Source organism: Peribacillus sp. NPDC097225, from assembly GCF_044761955.1.
GTDB lineage: Bacteria > Bacillota > Bacilli > Bacillales > DSM-1321 > Peribacillus.
The window spans coordinates 1,115,405-1,139,539 of sequence record NZ_JBIWDJ010000001.1; the positions used below are offsets into that span (position 1 = coordinate 1,115,405).

Annotated in this window: 28 protein-coding genes and 1 pseudogene; 8 read left to right on the forward strand and 21 right to left on the reverse strand. The window is 42.5% G+C overall.

Annotated elements, in window-relative coordinates; translation table 11 throughout:
• Positions 1 to 3 precede the first annotated feature (3 nt).
• Positions 4 to 567 (reverse strand): competence protein ComK, encoded by a 564-nt coding sequence (locus ACIQXH_RS05560; protein ID WP_403122520.1) that lies wholly within the window; start codon positions 565 to 567, stop codon positions 4 to 6.
• 594 nt (positions 568 to 1,161) lie between these two features.
• On the opposite strand from ACIQXH_RS05560, the gene ACIQXH_RS05565 reads away from it, so the two are divergent.
• From ACIQXH_RS05565 to ACIQXH_RS05575, 3 genes are read left to right on the forward strand one after another with little or no spacing between them, the layout of a single operon-like run.
• A complete protein-coding gene (locus ACIQXH_RS05565) occupies positions 1,162 to 1,536 on the forward strand; it encodes a GntR family transcriptional regulator (protein ID WP_403122522.1) in 375 nt (124 codons plus the stop codon).
• The gene (locus tag ACIQXH_RS05570) at positions 1,533 to 2,411 is read left to right on the forward strand and encodes an ATP-binding cassette domain-containing protein (RefSeq protein ID WP_403122525.1); all 879 of its coding nucleotides are present in this window, start codon (positions 1,533 to 1,535) and stop codon (positions 2,409 to 2,411) included. Before ACIQXH_RS05565 ends, ACIQXH_RS05570 begins: the two co-directional genes overlap by 4 nt.
• Before the next feature lies 1 nt (position 2,412).
• Positions 2,413 to 3,180: a hypothetical protein gene (locus ACIQXH_RS05575; RefSeq protein ID WP_403122528.1), complete on the forward strand. Its 768-nt coding sequence runs from the start codon at positions 2,413 to 2,415 to the stop codon at positions 3,178 to 3,180.
• Between the two features lie 93 nt (positions 3,181 to 3,273).
• Here the strand turns inward: ACIQXH_RS05575 and ACIQXH_RS05580 are convergent, their stop codons facing one another.
• From ACIQXH_RS05580 to ACIQXH_RS05590, 3 genes are all read right to left on the reverse strand, one after another.
• On the reverse strand, positions 3,274 to 3,747 hold the full coding sequence (locus tag ACIQXH_RS05580; RefSeq protein ID WP_403122531.1) for an SMI1/KNR4 family protein: 474 nt from the start codon (positions 3,745 to 3,747) through the stop codon (positions 3,274 to 3,276).
• Positions 3,748 to 3,895: 148 nt separating this feature from the next.
• Complete coding sequence (locus ACIQXH_RS05585; RefSeq protein WP_402957463.1) at positions 3,896 to 4,483, reverse strand: hypothetical protein; 588 nt, start codon at positions 4,481 to 4,483, stop codon at positions 3,896 to 3,898.
• A gap of 23 nt (positions 4,484 to 4,506) precedes the next feature.
• Positions 4,507 to 4,920, reverse strand: a complete 414-nt coding sequence (locus tag ACIQXH_RS05590) for a cytidine deaminase (protein ID WP_402957461.1) — start codon at positions 4,918 to 4,920, stop codon at positions 4,507 to 4,509.
• A gap of 207 nt (positions 4,921 to 5,127) precedes the next feature.
• On the opposite strand from ACIQXH_RS05590, the gene ACIQXH_RS05595 reads away from it, so the two are divergent.
• Positions 5,128 to 5,673 carry a GNAT family N-acetyltransferase gene (locus ACIQXH_RS05595; protein ID WP_402957459.1) on the forward strand — a complete coding sequence of 182 codons (546 nt, stop codon included), beginning with the start codon at positions 5,128 to 5,130 and terminating at the stop codon, positions 5,671 to 5,673.
• A 228-nt stretch (positions 5,674 to 5,901) separates the two neighbouring features.
• On the opposite strand, the gene ACIQXH_RS05600 is transcribed toward ACIQXH_RS05595, so the two are convergent.
• The 10 genes from ACIQXH_RS05600 to ACIQXH_RS05645 form a co-directional block, all read right to left on the reverse strand.
• Entirely contained in the window at positions 5,902 to 6,114 is a 213-nt protein-coding gene (locus ACIQXH_RS05600) for a helix-turn-helix domain-containing protein (protein ID WP_402873324.1), read from the reverse strand.
• A 13-nt stretch (positions 6,115 to 6,127) separates the two neighbouring features.
• On the reverse strand, positions 6,128 to 6,670 hold the full coding sequence (locus ACIQXH_RS05605) for a DUF2975 domain-containing protein (protein ID WP_403122533.1): 543 nt from the start codon (positions 6,668 to 6,670) through the stop codon (positions 6,128 to 6,130).
• A 152-nt stretch (positions 6,671 to 6,822) separates the two neighbouring features.
• A complete protein-coding gene (locus ACIQXH_RS05610; protein ID WP_403122536.1) occupies positions 6,823 to 8,406 on the reverse strand; it encodes an amidohydrolase in 1,584 nt (527 codons plus the stop codon).
• Positions 8,407 to 8,437: 31 nt separating this feature from the next.
• Positions 8,438 to 8,587, reverse strand: a complete 150-nt coding sequence (locus tag ACIQXH_RS05615; protein ID WP_402987033.1) for a hypothetical protein — start codon at positions 8,585 to 8,587, stop codon at positions 8,438 to 8,440.
• Positions 8,588 to 8,639: 52 nt separating this feature from the next.
• Positions 8,640 to 9,755, reverse strand: a complete 1,116-nt coding sequence (locus ACIQXH_RS05620) for a muconate cycloisomerase family protein (protein ID WP_403122539.1) — start codon at positions 9,753 to 9,755, stop codon at positions 8,640 to 8,642.
• A 22-nt stretch (positions 9,756 to 9,777) separates the two neighbouring features.
• Positions 9,778 to 10,419, reverse strand: a complete 642-nt coding sequence (locus tag ACIQXH_RS05625) for a 3-oxoacid CoA-transferase subunit B (protein WP_403122542.1) — start codon at positions 10,417 to 10,419, stop codon at positions 9,778 to 9,780.
• Positions 10,416 to 11,102: a CoA transferase subunit A gene (locus tag ACIQXH_RS05630; protein ID WP_403122544.1), complete on the reverse strand. Its 687-nt coding sequence runs from the start codon at positions 11,100 to 11,102 to the stop codon at positions 10,416 to 10,418. Before ACIQXH_RS05630 ends, ACIQXH_RS05625 begins: the two co-directional genes overlap by 4 nt.
• Positions 11,099 to 11,830, reverse strand: coding sequence for a carboxymuconolactone decarboxylase family protein (locus ACIQXH_RS05635; protein WP_402873309.1), 732 nt, complete (start codon positions 11,828 to 11,830; stop codon positions 11,099 to 11,101). The genes ACIQXH_RS05630 and ACIQXH_RS05635 overlap by 4 nt, the downstream gene beginning before the upstream one ends.
• A gap of 76 nt (positions 11,831 to 11,906) precedes the next feature.
• Positions 11,907 to 12,770: an alpha/beta fold hydrolase gene (locus ACIQXH_RS05640; RefSeq protein WP_403122546.1), complete on the reverse strand. Its 864-nt coding sequence runs from the start codon at positions 12,768 to 12,770 to the stop codon at positions 11,907 to 11,909.
• 110 nt (positions 12,771 to 12,880) lie between these two features.
• Positions 12,881 to 13,651 carry a dioxygenase family protein gene (locus ACIQXH_RS05645; RefSeq protein WP_402873304.1) on the reverse strand — a complete coding sequence of 257 codons (771 nt, stop codon included), beginning with the start codon at positions 13,649 to 13,651 and terminating at the stop codon, positions 12,881 to 12,883.
• A 185-nt stretch (positions 13,652 to 13,836) separates the two neighbouring features.
• On the opposite strand from ACIQXH_RS05645, the gene ACIQXH_RS05650 reads away from it, so the two are divergent.
• Entirely contained in the window at positions 13,837 to 14,637 is an 801-nt protein-coding gene (locus tag ACIQXH_RS05650) for an IclR family transcriptional regulator domain-containing protein (protein WP_403122549.1), read from the forward strand.
• 120 nt (positions 14,638 to 14,757) lie between these two features.
• On the opposite strand, the gene ACIQXH_RS05655 is transcribed toward ACIQXH_RS05650, so the two are convergent.
• Together ACIQXH_RS05655 and ACIQXH_RS05660 are read right to left on the reverse strand one after the other, a co-directional pair.
• Positions 14,758 to 15,516 carry a uracil-DNA glycosylase family protein gene (locus ACIQXH_RS05655; RefSeq protein ID WP_403122552.1) on the reverse strand — a complete coding sequence of 253 codons (759 nt, stop codon included), beginning with the start codon at positions 15,514 to 15,516 and terminating at the stop codon, positions 14,758 to 14,760.
• 52 nt (positions 15,517 to 15,568) lie between these two features.
• Positions 15,569 to 16,315, reverse strand: coding sequence for a hypothetical protein (locus tag ACIQXH_RS05660; protein ID WP_402873297.1), 747 nt, complete (start codon positions 16,313 to 16,315; stop codon positions 15,569 to 15,571).
• 283 nt (positions 16,316 to 16,598) lie between these two features.
• Here ACIQXH_RS05660 and ACIQXH_RS05665 point away from each other — a divergent pair, with 283 nt between their 5' ends.
• Entirely contained in the window at positions 16,599 to 16,772 is a 174-nt protein-coding gene (locus ACIQXH_RS05665; protein WP_402873295.1) for a hypothetical protein, read from the forward strand.
• A gap of 131 nt (positions 16,773 to 16,903) precedes the next feature.
• On the opposite strand, the gene ACIQXH_RS05670 is transcribed toward ACIQXH_RS05665, so the two are convergent.
• The 5 genes from ACIQXH_RS05670 to ACIQXH_RS05690 all read right to left on the reverse strand — a co-directional run bounded on the left by ACIQXH_RS05670 (position 16,904) and on the right by ACIQXH_RS05690 (position 22,803).
• Positions 16,904 to 17,821 (reverse strand): class I SAM-dependent methyltransferase, encoded by a 918-nt coding sequence (locus ACIQXH_RS05670; protein ID WP_402873292.1) that lies wholly within the window; start codon positions 17,819 to 17,821, stop codon positions 16,904 to 16,906.
• Between the two features lie 163 nt (positions 17,822 to 17,984).
• Positions 17,985 to 19,436, reverse strand: a complete 1,452-nt coding sequence (locus ACIQXH_RS05675; RefSeq protein ID WP_402873289.1) for a carbon starvation CstA family protein — start codon at positions 19,434 to 19,436, stop codon at positions 17,985 to 17,987.
• A gap of 206 nt (positions 19,437 to 19,642) precedes the next feature.
• Complete coding sequence (locus ACIQXH_RS05680; RefSeq protein WP_402957432.1) at positions 19,643 to 20,374, reverse strand: LytR/AlgR family response regulator transcription factor; 732 nt, start codon at positions 20,372 to 20,374, stop codon at positions 19,643 to 19,645.
• 21 nt (positions 20,375 to 20,395) lie between these two features.
• On the reverse strand, positions 20,396 to 22,123 hold the full coding sequence (locus tag ACIQXH_RS05685; protein WP_402957683.1) for a LytS/YhcK type 5TM receptor domain-containing protein: 1,728 nt from the start codon (positions 22,121 to 22,123) through the stop codon (positions 20,396 to 20,398).
• Positions 22,124 to 22,305: 182 nt separating this feature from the next.
• Positions 22,306 to 22,803 carry a hypothetical protein gene (locus ACIQXH_RS05690; protein ID WP_402957430.1) on the reverse strand — a complete coding sequence of 166 codons (498 nt, stop codon included), beginning with the start codon at positions 22,801 to 22,803 and terminating at the stop codon, positions 22,306 to 22,308.
• A 643-nt stretch (positions 22,804 to 23,446) separates the two neighbouring features.
• Between ACIQXH_RS05690 and ACIQXH_RS05695 the strand changes: the two genes are divergently transcribed.
• Together ACIQXH_RS05695 and gsiB are read left to right on the forward strand one after the other, a co-directional pair.
• Positions 23,447 to 23,746, forward strand: a complete 300-nt coding sequence (locus tag ACIQXH_RS05695) for a hypothetical protein (protein ID WP_483878327.1) — start codon at positions 23,447 to 23,449, stop codon at positions 23,744 to 23,746.
• A 170-nt stretch (positions 23,747 to 23,916) separates the two neighbouring features.
• Positions 23,917 to 24,111: pseudogene (gsiB, locus tag ACIQXH_RS05700) on the forward strand (glucose starvation-inducible protein GsiB); the annotation flags it as partial.
• Positions 24,112 to 24,135: the final 24 nt, after the last annotated feature.

Below are 24,135 nucleotides of genomic sequence, written 5' to 3' on the forward strand. Positions count from 1 at the left end.
ATCTTATTTCTCTTCCTTTTCCCTCACTCTGTAATTAATATCACCAGGATCCTTACATAAGGTAAATCCACTTTCCGATTCAAATAAAAAGGTCTTTATCCTTTGGGTACGTGCAGCTAAGGTTGTATGGAGGAAGGCAGATTGATTTTTCTTGAAATCGATTTGATTGAGACTCATTGGTACGGATATACGATGGCCATAATTCGTTAGGACCATGGTTTCTTTTTTACTTATTGGTATTAAGTCACGTATGTGTATATAGGAAAACCAAATGCCTCCGGTTTTCCTGAAAGAGTTAGATGAGAACCAGACCATGCCGAGCTCAGCGTTAATGCAGACTGGTAGCCGGTATTTTTCACCCAGTACAGACTTTGCCCCTTTAAGGGCGCCCTCCAGATTATAGCCTAAATAAATGAATGTATTATTTAAGATGTTCAGAGGACTTTCTTTCACCAGAAACATCTCTTTTCCTTCTATTACTCTAGTCATTTCTTCACCGTTAACATGATATTCCCCCACCATTGCTTCAGTTTTCTGGTTTATTAGGTACCTTTTTCGTATAACCACTTCATCTGCCCCCCATCTAATGATTTTTTCTATAACAAGATATACTGGACATAGGGTCAGGTGTATTCCTGCTAGATGCCCTTGTGTAATAAATCCCTACACTTTCTAAAGTAGATTTTTACTCTTCTTCCATCACCCTAAATGCTCTATAGTGACTAACCCCTGAATCTGGTCCAGTGTCCAATCTTGTTGACTATCTTGTATGTATTTTGCCAAACACCATCGAGACCATTATCCTATTTTATGTATTTTTTGTAAAATCAACCTAAATATTTAGACCTATAAAAACTTGATCTTTTTGATTCATATTCCAGTTAAATGAACTTACTCTTTACAAAACAGACCCACAAAGGCATAATTTTTCATTTTCTCAATGAATATTCATTTATTTTTACTGATTTTCTAGTCATTTTGTGAAGTTTAATAGAACTTTTAGGTCCGGTCTCTTTGAAAATGACAATTTCATGAAATGTACAGACATGGAGCTCCCTTCACTTAGTTATTGACAAATATTAGTTAAACCTTTATGGTTATACACATAAGTATATAACCATATAAGTTTTATTATGGTGATTCTGAAAAGTGGTGAGGGAAATGAAACCGTTCCATCAGGATAAACCGATTTATTTACAGATACGCGAGAAAATCGAGGATCAGATTGTGAATGATCAGTTAAAAGAAGGCGACCAGGCTCCTTCCACGAACCAACTCGTCAGCTTTTATAAGATCAACCATGCTACGGTGTCCAAAGGGGTTAATCAGTTGGTGGAGGAAGGGATTCTTTTTAAAAAAAGGGGGATTGGCATGTTTGTAGCGGAAGGTGCTAAAAGCAAGCTTGTTCAAAAACGGAAAGAGGCGTTCGTCGATCAGTATGTCATCGGATTGGTTCAGGAAGCAGATAATCTAGGCATCAGTGAACGTGAAATAGTGGAGTTCATTAGACAGGTGAAAGGACGTGGGTTGCATTGACAGTAGAGGTTGTTGTGAATAATCTTGGTTTACGCTACGGGGAGCACCATGCCCTGCAGCATATTGATTTCAAGCTGTCTGGACCGAAGATTTACGGTCTTCTCGGCAGAAATGGGGCAGGAAAAACGTCCTTATTGTCCATTCTCTCCTCATTCCGCTCTCAAACGGAAGGTATGCTTACAATCAATGGTGAAGAGCCTTTTGAGAATGCAAAGGTCATGTCATTGGTTAATTTCATTTACAGTAAGGATTATAAGGAAGAATCCGAAAACGCTAAAAACCTTCTCCGGGATGTCGAAAGGTATCGAGCGAATTTTGACCGTGACTATGCGAACACCCTCCTCACGAAGTTCAATTTACCGGCAAATAAACCTTTGAAGAAATTCTCAAAAGGGATGCAATCTGCCTTTGACGTGGTGGCCGGCTTGGCTAGTAGGGCACCGATCACCATTTTTGATGAAGCCTATCAAGGGATGGATGCGCCGACACGTGAAATATTTTACCGGGAAGTGTTAGAGGATCAATCTCACCATCCGAGGATTATCATCCTTTCCACTCATTTAGTATCGGAAATGGACTATTTGTTTGATGAAGTAATGATTCTGCATGAAGGAAAGCTGTTACTTCAGGAAGAGTATGAATCGTTCATCACGAAAGGTGCTTCGATCACCGGAGAAACTGATGAGGTAGATGATTTTGTGCGTGGCCTTGAATTGAAGCAGTTAAGTGAACAGCAATTGGGCGGCACCAAGTCTGTAATGGTTTTCGGAAAACTAAGTGAAGCCAAACGAAAAGAGGCGCAGCAACGTGGACTCGAAGTGGGACCCGTTTCACTTCAAGATTTATTCATTCACTTGACTGGAGAGGATGTCTGAAATGAATCAAAAGCCTTACTTACAAGTAACGAGGGATATATTTTGGATGCAGTTTGTTTGGACACTCAGCTTCTTTGGCATCATGTTGCTTATCCATGTAATTAAAATAACCACTTCTCAGTTTAGCGAGGATGAAGTAAGTACATTTTTCGCCTCGTCTTCCATTACTTCCAATATATTTATGCTTGTCATCGGGATTATTTCCTCATCTAGTTTCATCAAACACTATGTAGGCCATGGAATCACAAGAAAAGATTTCTTTTATGGTGCCACTATCGCTTCCGTCACCTTGTCGATCATCATTCCCTTAATGTCAGCACTCATTAATCAGGTGATTTCGTTTATCATCAAGCTTGCTGATTTACCAATCGTTTTTCAAGGGTATAAGTCGGAGCGTATAGATGATGGCGGAAACCTTAGTGATATGATCCAATCCGTTATTTTAACACCGATTGTAGAACTTCACAGTGACCCGCTATTAGCCCTATTGATCTTCTCATTAAATATCCTCACCTATTATATAGTAGGATGGCTCATCGGGGCGGCCTTCTACCGGTTTGGAACCATTGCCGGCCTAGGCAGTATTGCATTGGGGGGCTTAGTTCTTTATATAGAAGACGTTCTCATTCATGCCGGACTCGGAATTGGGATGTATAACTACACCTTCACGATGCCTTTGTATGTTTCGGTCTTCGTAGTGCTGGTGATAGTAGGAATAATCCTTTGTATCATTCGGCAATTTACTAAAAGGGTGGCCATTAAGGTTTAATAGGTATGAGGATGCTGTTAATAATTATAAACGTAAAGCCTCACTACATGTCACATGTAGTGAGGCTTTGTTTTGCAGTTCAGCTGGTGGCTGTCACTCATCTTCATCCTCTTCATCTTCCCACACGGTTAATCCGCTTAAGAACGTTTCGAAGTCAGGAGCTAATTTAATGATCTTCTCATCTTCCACATCAACGAATATAACAGGTGGGTTTTCTTTCGTCTTTCTGTAATCGAGGGCCGTCCATGTATGTCCATCGCCGGAGATAAGGACAATATTTTTCGGCAAGTCCCATTCTTCGATTAAATAGTCGCTATCCAGGATGCCATCTTCTTCGGCAATTCCGCTGATATAGTCCACGTTCACATGGTCATCCGCCCATGATGTCGGAACATCAGTTGGATAGGCGTTGCATTCGATATAGCCACCGTTCTGTTCTTTAAGGAGCGTTATATAAGCTTGCGGTAATTTTACTTTCAGCTGTTTTTCCGCCATTTTGACCATTTCATCTGTTAATGGTGCTAACTTCTCTATTTCTACATCTTCTAACCAGATGCTTTTCCTCATTGTTTGCACTTCCTATACGTTCATATTTTCATTCAAGACACATGTTACATGGTTCATTATTACTTGTATAGGATTTTTATCCTTTTCCTGTTCAATATTCATGTTACGAATGTTTGGACTCCCAAAACTTAAGCTATATGTAAAAAATCTACGAACCGAAATACTCAATGATCTCAAAACCTACATAATCTGTTTTGGCTGGATATTCCCTTCTATAATAACAATCCCAATAACTTACTACTCGACTTTTGATTGTCTGATAAAATCTTGGATTCTCTGTTATGAATTCTTTTATTGTATCCTTATCAATATGACCTACATTTTCTTTTATCACGTGTAAGATTTCTATTACATACTCCCCCGTCAGCCGAATGATATAGGGAAGGATCCACCCATTGACGTCACTGCATTGATGAATGATCTTTTTTAAATACTTTTCTCTAATAAACCCATCGTGATGCCTTGTAAATAAACAATCTACCACTAGTTGTTGTCGATCTGTTAAGGATTGATAGTGCGATAGGGAAAATTCATTATTGTACATGCGTTCAGGAATCCTCAACCTACTTCCCTTAAAGTGAACCTCAAAACAAGAAGAGACGTCTATCTTGTTTGTTTGGGTCATCATACTCAACACCCTCAGCACATCTTCCTCTAATTCAGATGGAAATGCTTTTGCTAACTCATATTTTCTACCTACCATGTATTCACCAACTTTAATGTGCTTACTGTTCATTTTTTTTCAAAGACTCCGTTGGTTCAAGAAGGATCTTGATTATCATAGGCTTTTGACCAATGAAATGGTTGGATTTCCTCCAGTGTTTTATATACAAGTCTTTGATCTGGGTTCGTAATGGCTGCTTTTACATGAGGCCCCCAATACCAAAGTCTTTCTTGGCATACCCCGCAAGGAGTTAAGACTTTAAATTCAGCCTGTTCGTTATCTCTTGCCACACAAATAGAATGTGTAATCTTTGTGTTCAGCTTATGTGCTTCAAGAATCGCACCCGTTTCCATACACAATTCCGTCGATGCATTTATGACCTCTGGCGCAACGCTTGTCAAGACCTTGCCATCCTCCGTATACATTGCTGCGGCACCGCCCCATCCAGAAGGGTATCTCCTTGTGATCAATTCGATTGCTGCTTGATACAATCTTTGTTCAATCTTCATGTTTCTCCCCCCCATTACCTTGCAAAAATACTTTAACGTATTAGTTTACGTGTAAACTTTAACAATCCTATACCACTTTAGCATAAATTCAATTACCTAGTTTACTATTTTTGGTAATATATTAAAAGAGGCTTATTCAGCTAACAGTGCAATGGCTTAATGATCCTTAAATCTTTTCAAAAACATCATAAAAGGAAGTGTTTGAGATTGGGTAGTGAAGATAAACTCATAATTTATCCATTAAATAATGACTTGATAGAGGATATCAATCTGACAAATGATTATTTTACGTTATTTGGTAGGGTTGTCCCCCGTTTACAAGCAGGAAAGTGGTCTTATGAAGAGGTTCTTTTTGATAAAGCTAGAGAAACACGTTTTCCAGATGACGAACTGGATTGGAGTCACTATATAAACCAAGAGGATAAAGCGTTGTTTTTAGCTTATCTGAATGATACGTGCATAGGGCAAATTAGAATCATTCAGGATTGGAATCGCTTCTGTTATATTGAAAACATTGCGACCAAGAAAGAGTATAGAGGCAGTGGCGTCGGAACGTTGCTCTTACATCAGGCAGAAGAGTGGGCCAAACAAAGGAACCTGATAGGCATGTCCTTGGAAACCCAAGATGATAATCTTGGTGCCTGCAGATTCTATGTGAAACAAGGATTCATACTAGGTGGAGTGGACACACTCAAGCAGTCCTATAATCCTGATATTGAAACCACTTTATACTGGTATAAGGTATTCAAGTAACGGGGATTTAGCGGAATCAGCCATACAGTCATCGTACACTTAGCATCTTTCCCCCATACTGATCAAAAACATAAAGGGAAATTTCATCAGGTGAAAGATCAGGTGAAAGCGGTTCTTGAAGATAGATTTCAGGGAGAAGGTGTCCTATCCGAATATTTTAGAGACGTGTGGCGTAGGTAACTCTCAGTCCATATAAATGAATAGTTGTAAACTGGCATATAACCATTGTTATATGCCAGTTTTTTCTTCATATTCGAGTATGTCACCAGGCTGACAATGTAAGGTCTGGCAGATTTTTTCTAATGTGTCAAAGCGAATACCACGCGCTTTACCTGTTTTTAGTATGGATAAGTTAGCTTGGGTAATTCCAACTTTTTCCGCTAACACTTTTGAAGAAATTTTTCTTTCTAGCATGACTCGATCTAGATTAATTTTTATCATGAGGATCTCCCACTTAAATCACGTTGTTAGAATCGTCTTGCAAGGATATTCCGTATTTAAAAACCACATAAAGCGTATATACGATAGCTAATAGAAGAATGTTTCCTAGTAAACCTGGACTGGAATTTGAAAAAACATTACTGACATTGTAAGCGTGTAGTTTTGCAAAGAACAGCTGACTGATGAACTGCAAAATAGTGAAGCTTGTGATTGCGATTAGGATTTGTTTGAGGCACGTAAGATTTTGGTAAACAAAGAAGTCTTGTATATAAATATTACCGATCATTTTACGTAGCGCATGCATAATGATAAACAAACAAGCAATGATTGCTAGCGCCACTAAGCAAGAAAGTACTAAAAACCATACTGATGGGTTTGTGTTTAAGTTTGAGTTTCCATCTACATACTGTAGTAATTGTTTTTTAACTCCATTCGGAACTAACAATACAGCTCCAGTCCCAAATAGTAGCATTAATCCGGCAAACGCACAAAAAAATTGAGCAATCAGAGACATAATTGATAAGAATTTCAAAACAGACTTGGTAAAAAGACTCATTAGATATAGCCCTCCTTTATCATTTTACATTTATTTCCTTTTTATTATAAAACAATAAAGGATTATTGTAAAACAATAATTATAAGTTTTGAAAATTACTCGCAATCTTGTAAAAAGGAGATGCTCCTTAATCGAAGTATCTCCCTCTCGTCTCATTTTCCCCTTTCAAATACGACCCTTCCCGCCACGACCGTTTTCAACGCTTTGGCCGTCAGCATCTCCTCTGTCGTGCCATCGAATAGGTCACGGTCGAATATGGTGAAGTCTGCGACGTAGCCTGGTTTGATGTAGCCACGCTCATGCTCTTTGTTGATCGCCTGGCTACTGCCGATTGTGTACAGTTGAATCGCTTCGAAACGGGATAGCTTTTGTTCAGGTATGTAGCCTTCATGCTCGGCGCCTGGTCTTTTCCGTTCGACCGCTGCATAGATGGTTACGAGCGGATCGATGGCCTCTACCGGTGCATCCGTTCCCGCTGCACACATGATGCCCCGGTCCAGCAGCGTTTTCCATGGATAAGCTAAGGAAAGACGTTCTTCCCCGAGGCGGTCGATGACCCACGGGAAGTCGGATGGGACGAATGCCGGTTGAATGTCCACGACAAGCGGTAGGTTCGCCATTCTTTCGACGAGGTCCTCTCGCAAGATGCAGCAGTGGATGAAGCGGTCCAGCTTGCCGCTTGGTGCCGGATATTTTTCAATGACCCGAAGAACTTGTTCCGTCGCCGCGTCCCCGATCATATGGATGGCAACGGCTTCGTTATGCTTGCGTGCCAATTTCACCAACGTCTCCACCTCTTCATCGGTTTGGATGAAGAGTCCTTTGTTATTCGGTTGATCGGCATATGGCTGGGATAGGGCCGCCGTCGAACCGCCAAGGGCCCCGTCGGCAAAGATCTTCATCGCGCCCGGTTCTACATAGGGCTCGTCAAACTCTGCATTCGCTTCGATCATTTTTTCAAATACGGCGTTATGTCGCAATATATTCACGCGGAAATGCTTCTTCTTGCCGACGACGCGGTGAAACGCCGTGAGTGGATTCCGAAAGTCTCCGAAATAGTTCATTTCCTCTGTATGCCCACCCGTCAGGCCATAAGAAAGCATGTTATCCACAGCAAGGTTCAATGTGTTCGTCAATGAATCGATGTACGCTTCCCCTTCTTTTGGAACAGCTTCCGTCACAGGGTTCATCGCTTGGTCAAACAACAGGCCATTCAACGTGCCGTCCGCATCTCTCCCGATTTCCCCGCCTGCTGGAGTTTGGCTGTCTGACGTGATGCCACCTGCTGCAAGGGCCGCTGAATTGCCCAACACGACGTGATGGCAAACGCGCGTCAACAGGATCGGTTCACTTCGAATCGCATCCAGCTCCCCGATTGTCGGAATGCGCTGGTCTGGGAAATTATTTTCATTCCAGCCTTCCCCGTATAACCAGCTATCGCTTGGGGCTGTCTTGGCTGCCTCGCTCACCATCTCCAGCATCTCGGTTGCAGAATGGGCTTTCGTTAAATCAAGACGAATTAACTTTTCGCCTTGGAAAAGCATATGAAGATGGCTGTCAACGAACCCCGGATACATGACGGCCCCTTTCAAGTCCACTCGCTCATCTGCCTCGACGCTCAGTTCATCGAATGATCCCGTAGCGAGTATGGTGTCACCCTCGACAAGGACGGCTTCTACCGTTTCATGTTCTTTCTCCATTGTGTAAATTGTGCCGCCATACCAAAGTTTCTTCATAGGAAGGATCCCTTTCTCTGCGAGTTTTCGTTTACCTTAACGCGTCGACATCGATACGTCCTGTTTTACTTTCTCCATGGTTGCCAGTTTTCCCTTTATTCAAAAGCAATAGCCCCTCTAAAAATATGACCATCCATCTATACAATCGGCATTTTCCTACAACTATGAATCGCTTAGTCAAAAATAAGGCCCCCCTTCATCAAGGTGGGCCTCAGGCAAAGTCACATTATCTATCAAATTTCTCTCGAATAATGCTGTACTTTCTCTTTATCGATTTCCACCCCGAATCCAACTCCATCTGGAATGATGATTTCAAAGTTTTCATATTGGATGTCATTCACCGTGATCGTATCTTTGAACAATAATGGGCCAAATAATTCCGTACCGAATTTCATTTCCGGTATCGTTGCATATAATTGTGCACAGATGGCCGTCCCTAAGCTGGATTCGATCATCGTCCCCCCGTATAAGCCGATTCCAGCCGCTTCGGCAATGGCTGCGACTTTTTTCGTTTGAGTCATTCCGCCCGCTTTGCACACTTTCAGGGCGATGGAATTGCCTGCTCTGTGTTTCGCGATTTGGAAGCAATCTTGTATGGAGTTCGCCGATTCATCCGCCATGATTGGCACCTTGAATCGGCTCGTCAAGCGTGCCATTCCTTCGTTGTTCCATGTTGGGAGTGGCTGTTCAATCATGGAAATGCCACCGTCTTCTAAACGTGCAATGCAGGCATTCGCCGTATCTTCATCCCACGCCTGATTCACATCTACAGTAAGGCGCGCTTCGTCCCCGACGGCTTTTTTAATCTCCAATACATGTTCAACATTTTTAATCGGATCGCCTTTACCGATTTTCAATTTGAAGATATTATGACGTTTCTGGTGTAAGAGTTCCTTCGCTTCTTCAATATCTCTATCCGTATCACCGCTCGCCAAAGTCCAGGCGACTGGCAGCGATTTATGAATCTGGCCGCCAAATAGTTCAAAGGCAGGCACCTCTTTGCTTCTAGCTGTTAAATCGACCATCGCCGCCTCTATCAAGGATTTGGCAAAGTAGTTGCCCCTTACGTGTTTCGAGATGCCATACATGATTTTGTCAAAGTGTACGGGTTCCTTACCGATGATCAAAGGGGATATATATCGGTCAATATTGACCTTTATTGCTTCCGGCGTGGATTCCCCGTATGAAGCGCCGCCTATCGTCGCGACTTCCGACCATCCTTCATTTCCCGCTTCGTCCGTTAGACAGGCCACAACAAGGGTCTGTTCAACAATGGTATGCATCGCCAATTGATGCGGACGGATCGTCGGTAAATCTAGTATATATATATCTACTGAACGTATTTTCATAAGTTACCTCACTCTCACCTTTTTACACAATAAAATCGGCTTCTGTTTTTTCCTTCACTTCTGCAAGCGTTACACCTGGCATCAGTTCAACCAGCTTTAATTGTTTATCGACCACTTCGAATACCGCTAACTCTGTCACGATCATATCCACGCTTCTGGTCGATGTAATCGGGTAGGTACATGCTTTCAGAATTTTGCTTTGGCCGTCTTTCGAAGTGTGGCTCATCGTTATAATGACTTTTTTCGCACCGACCAATAGATCCATGGCGCCGCCTACCCCCAATATATTCTTACCTGGAACTGCCCAATTCGCAATGATTCCTGACTGTGCAACCTGTAAGGCACCAAGTATCGCCACATCGACATGACCGCCGCGGATCATCGCGAATGAATCGGAACTATCGAAGAAGGAGGTCCCCACGGCTTCACCGACTGGTAGTTTGCCTGCATTGACAAGGTTCGGATCGATATCTTCCTCTTCAACATCCGTTACACCCAACATGCCATTCTCGGTGTGCAGGAATACGTTCTCATCCTCGAGATATTCGGCTACTAGTGTGGGGATGCCGATTCCTAAATTGACGGTACAAGGACCGTGCAATTCCTTGGCCACACGCTTCGCAATCAGATGCTGCACCTCTTGTTTGCTCATTTGTTTATTCATTTGCTCACTACCCCTACCTTTGTCAAGATTTGCTGTGCTTGGATAATGGTATCGATATAAAGATGGGGTGTTACGATTTCCTCTGGATCCAATTCACCAGACTCGACGATCTCATCCACTTCTACGATGACTCTTTTCGCAGCGGTTGCCATCAATGGGTTGAAATTACGAGCCGTTTTGTAGTAAACGAGATTCCCTAGGGTATCAGCTTTATGCGCCCGGATAATGGCAACATCCGCGCGGATCGCTTTTTCCAGAATATAATTCACGCCATCAATATTGCGCTCTTCTTTTCCGATTGCAAGCTCGGTGCCGACACCTGTAGTCGTGTAATACCCGCCGAGGCCCGCCCCACCCGCACGCAAGGATTCTGCCAATGTCCCTTGCGGCAGTATTTCCAGTTCGATTTCCCCTCTTTGATATTTGGCTCCCACATCACGGTTGCTTGTAAAATAAGAGCCAATCCCCTTTTTGATTTTGTTTTGGTTGAGCAGGATTCCCAAACCCTTACCTGCTTCCCCGAGATTATTACTGACAATCGTCAAATCCTTCACGTCTTTTTTAGTCAATCCTTCAATTAGCGTAAGTGGTGCACCCACTAATCCAAAGCCGCCCACCAAAATCGTTTGACCGCTTTTGACGCATGATAAGGCTTCTTGCAGATCTTGTGTCACTTTCGTCATGCCTGTCCCTCCCTTGCCCGTTTCAGGGAATCGCTGATTTCAAACCAGGCTGGAATGCCGGCCGTCAGAATGCATATGTATCCCACATCAGCTAGATCCGCCTCTGAAGCTCCGGCCTGTCTCGCTCTTTCTATCCAGGCAATCGCCTCCTCACCCCTCAATTCGGTAATGTAATTGCCCACCATGTTCAGGTATTTCAATCTAGAAGACACGGTTCCCTCACTAAGGATTTTCTCCTCGATCCTCTCGGCTTCATTCGTTTGAATGACGTTCCATGTATCTACTAAAAAACGTGTATCCAGCTCTCCCATCCAGGCAATCATCGTAGAAATCACGTCTTCAATCGTTTCAGGGTCATTTGCTGGCTGTTCAACTGGTGTACCCGATAATTCCAGGGCATATGCCAAAGACTCAAGCGACACTTTAAGTGACGGAAGCCCCTTATATAAATAGGAAACTAGTAGGTATTCGACTAGTTCCGGAATCGTTGAACCATAATCCATGGCGCCCTTGGTGTGATACACCATGCTACGTGGGTATAGTCTTGCTGCGTTCATGCTGGCCACGAGTACATCCTTCTCTTTACGTGATAACGCGCCATCCTGCATAATTTCACCGCGCAACCCCGTATAGTGGTCTAAGACAACCGGACTGTAATCATGCATTTTTTGCACCCAGCCCGGCACCTCATCATAAACTTCCTTAAAATAATCCAACCCTTTACTCATTCATCATTCTCCCTTCTTATGTAGATTGCCATTTTTATAGTTTGATGGTTTTCAGGATGTAGGTCTCCTCACTTCTCTACTGCTTCAAAAACGTAAATGGTGTTTGTTCGACCCTCTTCAAAAAGGATTGAATATCTTGATTGATGTCATCACGTTTTTCAAAGACCATGGTGTAGTGATTGCAGTCCGAAACGACCGTTTCGATTCGTTCCGTATACTTCTGCGTTTCCTCATAGTCGGACAGAAAGAATAACGGTGGCATGGACCCGATGTCGCCCTCAGCATACACAAGCAATACGGGACATTGAATCTGTGAACAGATCTCTTTTGGACTAAAGGTATAAAAGCTTTCAAAGTCAGCGAGGATTCTTGATTCGGTTGATTTATTCTCCCAATGGTCAGCTACAGGAGCCACTTCATACTCGACGGCATCCTCCAGTGTTTCTGTCCAGGTGATTCCTAGGTTTCCGTAAATCTTTTTGATTTCTTCGACATAATGTTTTTGAGATTCGTATTCTTTACTCAATCGTCCCAACGAAGGCTGAACGATCCTTTTCTGGTGTTCGGACATTGTAGCAGCACCATCCAGCAGAATGACGGCTTTTACTGTATTTAATTTACTGGCCACAATGGCCGATATAAAGGCTCCCATGGAGTGACCCAAGAGGATAGGGTTTTCGATATTCATTTCTTCTATTAATGCCAGGATATCTTCGGCATGACGAAAGATGGAAGGCTCGGGATCTGTATCCGCACTATTTCCCCGTCCCCGCAGGTCGACCGAAATGAATCTGTATTCCCCTTTATAGGCATCCGCGTAATGGTGCATGTTTTTATGTGTACCTGTTAGGCCATGAATCGCGATAATCGGACCTTTTTCCCCCGGGTAATCCACCACTTGGTTTTCGTTCCCGTTGATCATTTTTTTATAAGAGTTCATGTATTGGCACCTCACCTTTATCCGTTATACGTATGGAAGGAATCTTTAGTGTTATGAAATAAAGGCTGCCGAAATGCTCTCGACAGCCTAGGAATTCGATTCATCAAGTATTAGAGGGTTCTCAATACAAAATTCAAGGATGCCTCTTTATGGTCCCCCACTTGTTCAAGTTTCGTTAACAAGGAAGTTCGAACGCCTTTGGCTACATCCGTTTCTAACCACTCATCCCCTTCAAAAAAGACTTGAGTGATCAGTGTTTCATGGCCTTCATGCTCGAGTTTCATATGGATGTGGGCAGGACGGTATGCATGGTACCCAGCCGCTCTTACAAATTCACCTGTTGGACCACTCGTAGGGATTTGGTAAGGAATAGGAACTCTCGCATGCACCTCGAAGTCTCCGTTCTCGTCTGTATAGAAATGACCTCTTAAGTTAAAGTCAGGTGCTTTTGAATCAAAGTTCGAGTATAGGCCGTCGCTGTCATCCTGCCACCACTCCACTTTTGTATTGGCCAATGGTTGCCCGTTAACGGAACTTGCATTTCCATAAAACACTAACTTATCTCCGGCTTCATCCGGTCTTTCCGGTATAATGAACGGTTGCTTTTCAAGTAACGGCGACCCTTCCACAAAGTAAGGTCCAAGAAGGGAAGGCTCTGTACCAGGCAACCCCTTATATTTAGCTTCCAATACATAGGTCTCGATGAAGACATCCAGGAATAGCGGGATTTCTCCACTTTTACCCAGACGATCTGCCCAATTCACGAAATTCGTATACTCTTCATGATTAAATTGTTGTTCATCTAAAAAATTCTTCAGATGCTTAGCAAAGCTTTCATACGCTTCTAATACACGCTTATTTTGTACAATTGTTTCTGACATCATTGTTTCCCCCTCAGATTTTAAATGGCCAACTATATTTACACTTTGTAACCGCATACATTTGCAAGTGAATCGTATAGGTAATCTTTTCTTGGAGGACTTGCAAAATGAATGAACAAATTGTACGATAACCGTACATAAATTTTCTATTCGTACAACTTTATTTTACACAGGGGGTATCATTTATGTCAACTGAATATTCAGAAAATATAAAAAGTGGCGACTATATCCAATCCCTAGAACGTGGGCTGCTTGTTATTCAGGCATTTTCACAGGAAACTCCGACACTGACCATAAGTGAAGCGGCGAAAATAACCGGTTTAAGCAGACCGACTGTGCGCAGGATCTTACTTACTTTGGTTCACCTAGGGTTTGCAGAGTCGAAAAATGGATCCTTTTCATTAACCGCCCGAACCCTGACATTAGGCTATGCCTATATTTCTTCGAAGAACATTTGGAATATGGCCTATCCCATCATGCGGGAATTTGTTGCCCAAATAGGTGAGTCCAGTTCCATTTCTGTCTTGGACGGCACGGAAATCATCTATGTTGCCCGTGTTCCTACGAAAAGAATCATGTCGATTAATCTGGATGTCGGATCCCGCCTCCCTGCTTATGCGACGTCCATGGGACACGTGCTTCTAGCTAATCTTCAGAAAGATGAACTAGAGAAACAGTTGGATCAAATTACGCTTCAGTCGTTTACAGAAAAAACGATTGCGGACAAGCAACAATTACTGAGCACCTTGGATGAAGTCCGTGAAATGGGTTGGGGAGGGGTTGATCAGCAATTCGAAGAAGGACTCCGATCCATCGCTGTTCCCATAAAAAATTCTGAAGGACAGGTCATTGCCGCCATCAATTGTTCCGCACATGCTGGAAGAATCAGTGAAGAAGTTCTCCAAGAAGAATTTCTTCCATTGCTATTAGACACGGCAGCCAAAATTAGTAGGGCCATCGCGACATCGAACTCCTCACATTTTTAATATATCTGCGTAAAATGCAAACCAATAAAAGCCGCCTGTTTGAAGGGACTCCCTCCTCAGGTGGCTTTTATCATGATTCTACACATTCTCTGGATGCCCTTGAATCACAAACTTACAGCTTCACTGGATTGGATGATTCGAAAAGTAATCCCGGATCATCTCTTTCATCTGTTCTTTATTCTCCGCGAATTGCCTGTGCCTATGTCCATTGCCCCCGGAAGGATGCGGGAATCCTAGTAGCAGATTGCTAGCATCGAGGTGATTCTGTTCCGCCAAGTAGGTGAGGACCTTGGAGACGTTGATGCCTAGCGGAATGATGAGTGGCTGGTCCATGTTGCTGATTTCGGTCGCAAACCCTTCCATGATATGCTTCCTTAGGAGCTTCGTCTTTAAGATGTCCGGCGTCGTCCCGCTGTAGTTTTTTCCCTTATAAAACACCGGATAGTTCAGGACGGATCCTGTATGGACCAAGGAATTGGCCTCGGCGAAAAGCTCGATCGTGGAGGATAGCCCCAAGTATTCATGTAAACCCAGCTCATCCAGCATCTTGACGAGGTTCTTTCGCATCGGCCCTTCAAAGCTGGATTGTTTCTTTACTTCGTGGAGGATTTCTTCCTCACTTTCTATGTAATCCTTGACTTCAATGACGGTTGAAAAGGATTTCTTCATCTGATGTAATCCTGGTGTGATTCCGGCGATCACGACCTTGGCATGTTCATTCACATATTCAAAAGGAGCATAATAGATTTCGAGGTTTTTCTTCTCATCCCGATCCAGCAGAAATTGCTTGTTTCGGATCATGTCCACTGTATACGAGGCCGGCAAGCTATACAGCAGATCCTTGTATTGCTCGAATTTCGAAAATTGTACGATACTCATGAGTGTTGATCCCTTCTTTTATAAGCTTGGTGTCGTGTAAAATAATGCTTGATCAAAGAATAGCACCAAATTCATTGCAACTGAATTCAATCGTGAAGGCTTTCTTTGTGGCTATACGATGTAAAGTATACACCCCTTCAATCAAAAGGCTATATGTACGGCCATTATCCACAAGTTTGGCCTCCGAGAAGGTTTGCTTCCATTCTCCATTAGAAGAACTGGCTATATGTGATGTAATCTGATCTACCTTTGAAAACATTTGGCCTTCCCGATTTTCATTATATTGTGTCTCAAACATACCTGAAACCTCTACTGAAAAAATCTTATCGCTAACATAAAGGTGGGCCGTTTTTTTCCTTTCTCCATTCGAACCCATAACGACTTCACTAGTTTGTGAAGGTAGATTACTTAATGCCTCACGTTCACTTGCCAAGAAGAAATCCATATGTTCTTGGATCCTCTGCTTATAGTCTTTTGGCTCAGCCCAATCTTGGGGTTCAAACTCCTCAATCGAAGGTACGCCCAGATTAATCCCTATTTTGGTCTCATTCGCCTGATGGACAATTTCCTCATACTGCTTGTGGTACTCTTCCTTTTGTTCCTGCGTCAATTGAAGGGGACCCGTTGTTTCCACAACATCAATTGGAGGATTGGATAAAGGTGCACCCTCTATAGTTTGTTCACCCCCTAACACTTTAGACGCCTCTTCACTCTTTGTCTGATTCGCTTCCTGATTTGTACTACATCCCGTTAAAAGCACCGTTCCTAGTATTGCCCCTAGGTATAAAACTTGTTTCATCATCATTCCCCCATCCCCATTCACTTGCCATTCATCGTTATAACGATTGTAAACTTTATCCAAATTAAAATGAATAGTTTTTAATTTGCTAAACAATTTTTAAGGCTAGGTTCAAGGAAAAGATTGATTTAAATAGGCTTAGCAACGAATGGATATTTATGTTAAATTAATGACAAGGAAAGAAATACACGTTAACTGGAATTTCAGTAACTTGTCACACTGTGAAATGAATTTTAGACTAAAGATAAATATAAGTATGAACAGTCTTTAGGAGGTGAGTGTTTTGTCCATCGGAATTCTTGCCCTTGTCACTATGGCGTTATGGATTGTACAAATTCATGAATTCTTTAAACCTGAAGAAAAGCAAAACAATAGAAAAATTATAATCTTAACTTCCTTCGGGTGCTTGTTTACCACGATTTTGACCATCCATCAAATTCAAAACTTCCTTGGGTAAAAGTAAATACCATCAGGAACCGCAGAAGATTATGACATTCAAAAAAAGGAATGTTCAAAGGAATATCAGATATAAATGCTAAGAACCTCCCCATCATAGAGAGATTGGGAGGTTCTAGTTCTTGCGACATACTATTTTTTCACAGCATGGATGTAATGAATGGTTTCGAATGCAGACAAATAATCTGTTCGACCACCAAAGAATTTATTTTGAATGGCAACAGGTGATAAATGTTCATAAATGAGTAAACCTGAGTTTTCTAACATTTTCTCCATTTCTTCATAAGTAAAACATGATTTCATGGGCTCACCACTAGCTGATGCCATTTGAACCATATTTTGCACGCGATTGGACAGCCCTTTTTCTTCAAAAAGGTTGTCATCTGCATAATCAAATACGATCGAACTCCCTGAAGGTAGATTGGCAAACCATTCATTAATCAAATTGGCATGTTCTTCTTTTGTTAAATAATATGAAACACCTAAAAGACTAAGAAAGGTTTTTTTGTTAGGCATGAAACCTTTTCCAATAAGATCTTGAATGGCAAATGGTCGGGTGAAATCCATTGGAACAAAATGAAGGGTATCCGGGATTTGATAATTTGCATTTTCTAACCTGATCTTTTTAAAGTCTTGTGTAGCTGGATAATCCACTTCAAATATATCGATGCTTTCGTTTAATTCCGGGTGTCGGAAACAAAAGGTATCTAATCCCGCTCCTAAGATGACATACTGTTGAACGCCCAGCACGATTTCATGGAGTACTACATTTTCGCAATAGGCAGCACGTGCTAAAGGAGTTGGAGAAAGTTGGACTTGTGTAATCCATTTTAACATTTCATCTGGGTCATCTCGAAATTTCTTTGCTATGCTATCATTAAAGAATGGAATGCCTTTAATCATGTTCTCTTGAATATCCGTAAATTCTTTTTGGCTAATTAAATCTTTTACAATAAAATCATCAAAAATTTTGGGTGTGTCGTATTGACTATGGTAAGCCCGACCAAAGGCTGATATTAAGGAAGTCATACTTGATTCGTTCTTCTTCATACATTCATCCCCCGTATAACAAAAATAAGATTCCCCTGGCCAGGAGAATCTCATTATACACACAAAAATTTTAACTGTAAATTATAGCATAAATAAATATTTTTGTCAATCTATTATACATCCTACCTGAATATAAAAAAAACGCCAAAGTGGCGTTTTTTCTTTAAGCAGTTTTCTTATAATACGAAAGATCTTCTTCGAGCGGGATGTTGGCTGCTCGTTGTTTTTTCGCTGCGACGAAGAAGGTGATGACCAGGATGACGCTGACGATGGCTCCGATGATATAGGAGGTATCCATCGATAATCGGAAACCGATTTGGGCGTTCAGGATATAGACCAACACCGTATATAGCATGAAGGTTCCTGGCAGTAAGGACACCCAGTAATTCTTCTTCGCGATGTACAGGTACATAGCTCCTACGAATAGGGCGATGACGGCTGTTGCTTGGTTGGCCCATGAGAAGTAGCGCCATAGGATATTGAAGTCGATTTGCGTCAAAGCAATGGAAATGACGAACAGCGGAACCGCGATGACTAAGCGGCTGCTCATTTTCAGTTGCGGGAATTTCACATAATCGGCAATGATCATCCGTGCACTTCGGAAAGCCGTATCTCCGGACGTGATCGGCAAGACGATGACACCCAGTACGGCGATGGTGCCGAATAACGCTCCAAGCGTTACTTTTGCCGCTTCACTTACGATCAATCCTGTTCCACCTGTTGCAAGAAGTTCGTTCAAGCCAACTGGTCCATCGAACAAGCTCATGGCAGCAGCGGCCCAGATCATGGCGATGATTCCTTCTGCAATCATCATTCCATAGAAGATTTTCCGGCCTTGTTTTTCATTTTGGGTCGTACGTGAAATGATTGGTGATTGTGTGGCATGGAAGCCTGATAGTGCCCCACATGAAATCGTTAGGAACAACAACGGGAAGATTGGCAGGTTATCCGGATGTAAATTGGATAACGTCAGTTCCGGTATCGGCGCTTGTTGGATGATCAAGGCTCCACCCACTCCGACGGAACTGATTAATAATAACGCCCCGAATATCGGATAAAACCGTCCGATGATTTTATCGATGGGCAGAAGTGTCGCCAGAATATAATAAATAAAAATGGCTACCGTGATGAGCGTCAGGCTCACCGTCCCATTCATTAAGTTATGAAGCAAGGATGCTGGGGACGTGACAAATACCGTACCCACCAAAATTAATAACAGGATGGCGAATGCGTTGACAACATGCTTCATCACTCTGCCCAGGAATTTACCTGCAAGTTCCGGTAAATGGGCTCCACGGTTCCGAATTGAAATCATGCCAGTTAGGTAATCATGAACCGCCCCTGCAAAGATACAGCCAAGTACGATCCAGATAAACGCAACAGGTCCATATAAAGCTCCCATAATCGGACCGAAAATGGGTCCGACCCCTGCGATGTTCAATAATTGGATCAAAGAATTCTTACTCGTGCTCATCGGCAAGTAATCGACGCCGTCCTGATTCGCATATGCCGGTGTCGGTCGGTCCGCTTTGACACCAAACATTCTCTCTATGAATTTACCATATGTAAAATATCCGATTAGTAATAGAATGACTCCACCTAAAAATGTATACATCTGTTTATGCCCTCCTTGGAATCGCTTACATATAGTATAAACGATGAATTGACAGAAAAGATTGAATTCTTATTATCATGTCGAATTCGGAGGGTAAGAGGTTCATATGTCGAATTAACGTGTAAAATGTTCAAAATTTTGTCACATGTATACGAGAAAGAATCTGAGAGTCTCGCTTGGATTCATATCAGATTCTTCCTACCCTATCATAACTCCAAGGCCGCTCGAAAAGCTTTGGCATACGTCCGGCTGACGGACAGCATTTCATCCCGTCCTTTCAATTCAAGCTGGTACGCCCCATTGAACCAGGGGGTAAGACGCAATACATAATTCATATGCACCAGATAACTTTTATGAATTCTGAAAAACGGGAATTCATGTAACCGTTCTTCTAATTCCTTCATCGTCGTTTTCACTTCATATTCATGGTCGACCGTGACGATCTTCGATACCTTTTCTTCCCGTGAAATGTATAGGATGTCATGAGGATGAACATAGAGGATTTCCCCCTCCACTTCGACAGCCAGTCTTCCGGCGCTTTTGACCGGCCTATTCTCCTCTTTCTTTAAGAATAGTTTTTCAAGGCGGCTAACCGTCTCTGCCAATTGTTCTTCATCATACGGTTTCAATAGATAATCCACCGCATCCACACGAAAGGCTTCCACACCGAACTGAGGATAGGCAGTCGCAAAGACGATTCTCGGGACGTTCTTCAATTCCTGGAGGGCCTTCGCTGCCTCCATCCCATTCATGAGCGGCATCTCCACATCGAGGAAAATCACATCAGGCTGCAGCTGCATCGCCAAGACGATGGCCTGTTCCCCAGATTCACCCTCGCCGATTATATCGATGGAGGGATGCTGCTTCAACAGATGAATCAATTCCTCGCGGCTATAACGTTCATCATCTATGACAAGTGTCCGAATGACCGATTTCATGTTCTTCCCCACTTTCTTCATTTACTTTGGAATGCGAAAGGATATTTCCGTGCCTTTTCCTGGTTCACTCCGAATCTTCAAGGCCGATTGTTGCCCCAGCATCATCGTGAGCCGTTTGTTCACATTATAAAGGGCAAGGCCTGTCCCGCTTTTGGATTCAACGATTTCTTGGCCAAGCTTTTGTAACTGACCTGGCTCGATACCAGCCCCATTATCCCTTATGACGATTCTAATCGAGGCTTCCGTTTCTTTTTCAAGAAGAATATGTATCGAACAGTTTTCCGTTTTGTTTTTAAACCCATGATGGATGCTGTTCTCGATTAATGGCTGGAGGATGAGCGGCGGGATCTTCGCATGGAGAACATCTTCACCCACTTCATAATGAATGTGCAGCTTATCGACAAACCGCATTTTTTCGATATTCGCATACGCTTGAAGATGTGAAAGTTCCTCCGATAAGGTCGTCCACTCCACCGTCGTACTGGCTAGGTTCTTTCTGAAATACTGGGATAAGTGAAGCAGCATTTTCCTTGCCTTGTTAGGATCAATCCTTATTAACGAGTTGATCGTATTTAAAGCATTGAATAGGAAGTGCGGATTGATTTGGGCCTGAAGGGCTCTAATCTCCGCTTCTTGTGCCAATTTCTGTGCATCGTCGAGCTGTGACACTTCCAGTTGATAGCTGAGGAGCATACTCAACCCTGACATCAACTCGACATCCACATTGTTGATTTCTTTTTCATGGCGAAAATATAACTTTAACGTCCCGACTGTCTGATTTCCTTTCTTTAAAGGACCAATGATGACCGCGCCTAACGGACAATCGGAAACCTGGCAATGAATATCCCGTTTTCCCACTACGATCAGCTCCCCACCTTCGATCACCTGGCGTGTGATTTCTGTCTGGAGCGGCCGTCCCGGCGAGTGATGGTCATCCCCCAAACCGATATGGGCGAGGATTTTCGTTTCATTGGTTATCGCGATGGCACTTGCCTTCACTTCATCAAACAAAATCCGGCATACCGCAGCAGCCGACTTTTCGTTCATACCTTGGCGCATATACCCGAGGGTTTGCCTTGCAATCCTCAATGACTTCTGTGCCTGCAAGGCAGCAGCCTTCTCCTCTTCATTCAGAACACTTCGGATGATTAATAGAAACAAGGCACTGCCTAGGCCATTGGCGATAATCATCGGAATACCAATATGCCCGACAAGGGAAAAGGCCTGTTCGGTCGGTTTCGACAGAAGAAGAATGATGAACATCTGCATCGCTTCAGCGAGGGCCCCGATCATTAAAGCCTTGGAAAGTTTAACATGTTTGTTTTTCTTATAAAAAAGACCCGCAAGCAGACCCGCAAGTATCGTGGCGACCCCACAGGAAAGCGCCGTGAATCCTCCCAATGCAAAACGATGAATCCCCGCGACGATCCCAGCACCAAGTCCGATGCGCCATCCCCCGAATAAACCGGCAAGTACAACGCCGATCACGCGGGAGTTGGCAATGGCCTCATCTTCCCCGACAGACCCGACCCATCGGTTGAACTCAAGCGATTCGGGACTCAATGTCAGTCCGGTATAGGTGCCAATGATGCCGAACACCCCAAAGAACAAAATGGCTTTGACCTGTTGCTTCCGGTTAAAATGATCCTCATTCAACATTTGTCGAAAGAAACGAAAACGGGTCACGATAAAGGCAATCGTCACGATGATCCCGAGCCGTTCCGTCATGGTAATCAACAATTCCATGATGATCTGCCTCCCCCAATCCCTCTTGCAATCCCTGTATGGATAGCTTGTACTCTACACAATACCTTCTATTATTATACGCTCGATGGATGGGTTCTCCATACCTTTTCTAAAGACCCAATCAAAAAAGCCGACTGATTTTATAATAAAATCAATCGGCTTATATGAGTGGTACTGTATGGGATTTAAGCATTTACGGTTTTACGTGCTTGACTTTCATGCAATTTCTTCATGGCAAACCTGGCTACTGGTTGAGCGATCAACGTTTCAACCCAGAATGCGATAAAGAAGTTACGTGGCCAGTCATAAAAGAACGTATGAATCGGCTTCCAGCTAATTTCCCCCATGCCAACCCAAGAACCGATAACTGTCAGTAAAACGGACAAGATGCTCACGCTAAATAATATTGTGAACAACACCCGTGCATTAAAGCCGTCCGTAGGTCCAGCAAACTTTTGTACAAGCTTAGTAACAAGTGGATTTACCACAAATGGTACCAATATAATGACACAAACCCAAACAAACGGAATCACTTTTAACGTATCAACATACACGTCCTTCGTGAATCCAAATTTAAATGCCATAATAAGTGGTGCGATAATGTTGACAGAAAGAATGGAAATGATGACTAAAAACAATATAAATTCTTTTCCGCCTCTTGGTAATCTTGTTTCCCCGTGCATATCGATCCATCTCCCATATAAAAAAATATTTCAGATGGCAGACGTATCATGAGACATATATTTTTGGCCCCCCAAAAAGAAAAGACCAATATCTCTACACACTGATATAGCTAGTTTATCATTTTCCCCAAATTAATTCCAAGTCCTTTTTTCCATGAAAAACACAGGCATCAAAAATACCATCCATTCGCACCATAACAGATATAAATGGAGTGATGAACATACAGAAAATATATTTTTTATTGTAACCTAGAGGAAGGGGTGTTTATCTTCCGATTCAAAAGGAGTATAATGGAAAAAGAGTCAGGTATTTACCTGCTCACGATCCCTTAGGTGACCGCCTTTTTAGGCCCCCTCTCCTAAGGTTTTTTGTTTTTTTAAATTGAACAAGGTTGCCGTATGGTCCCTTTATTTTTTTGATTGGGAGATTTACATCATACTTCGTCCCTTCCCCCGTGCTAAAATAGGAGAGTGGTCCGCTACATTCCACTTTTAAGTAAGACGCCGGGAAGTTTATTATTTTGAAACGGAGATGAGGGAGATTAAACAGCAGCGGTTAGTAGTTAAACGCAAAAGAACGCTAATAGAAATGATATTAGATATCATTTCGCTCTTATTTCTTATTTCAAGTGTTGTATACATAATGACGGAATGGTCTTCTCTACCAAGTCAAATACCCTTTCAATTTAATTCGTTCGGGAAAGTGAGTATTTTGGGTTCAAAGGAAAGCGTACTTGCCCTTCCACTATTTGGTCTGATCATCTGGATTGGCTTGACGGTCCTTGAAAGATTCCCACATCGCATTACCTTACCTTTTTTTCTTCAAGAGAATAAGGAAATGGAGTTCAGGAATAATCGGATTCTGATCAACATGACCAAGAATGTACTGGTCATCTTTTTCACTTATACGAACTGGACTAGCATACAATTAGTTTTAATCTGACAAATGACAATGGCGCTCAAATGAGCGCCATTTAAACGTTTCTATTTAAAAAATCGACTCTCCTTTCAATATAATATGTATTTTTTTCAAAATACTAGTTTACTAGAGTGTGGATTAGGATATACATGATACTGTAAGCAACACAAAAAACTTTTATAGGAGTGATTAACATAGCTGACAATAACAAAATGAGTCGGGAAGAAGCAGGTCGCAAAGGTGGAGAAGCAACTTCAAAAAATCACGACAAAGAGTTTTATCAAGAGATTGGTGAAAAAGGCGGAGAAGCGACCTCCGAGAATCATGACAAAGAGTTTTACCAAGAAATCGGTGAAAAGGGCGGAAAAGCTCGCAGCGATAACAATAACAATTAAACCATTCCATAAAACGAG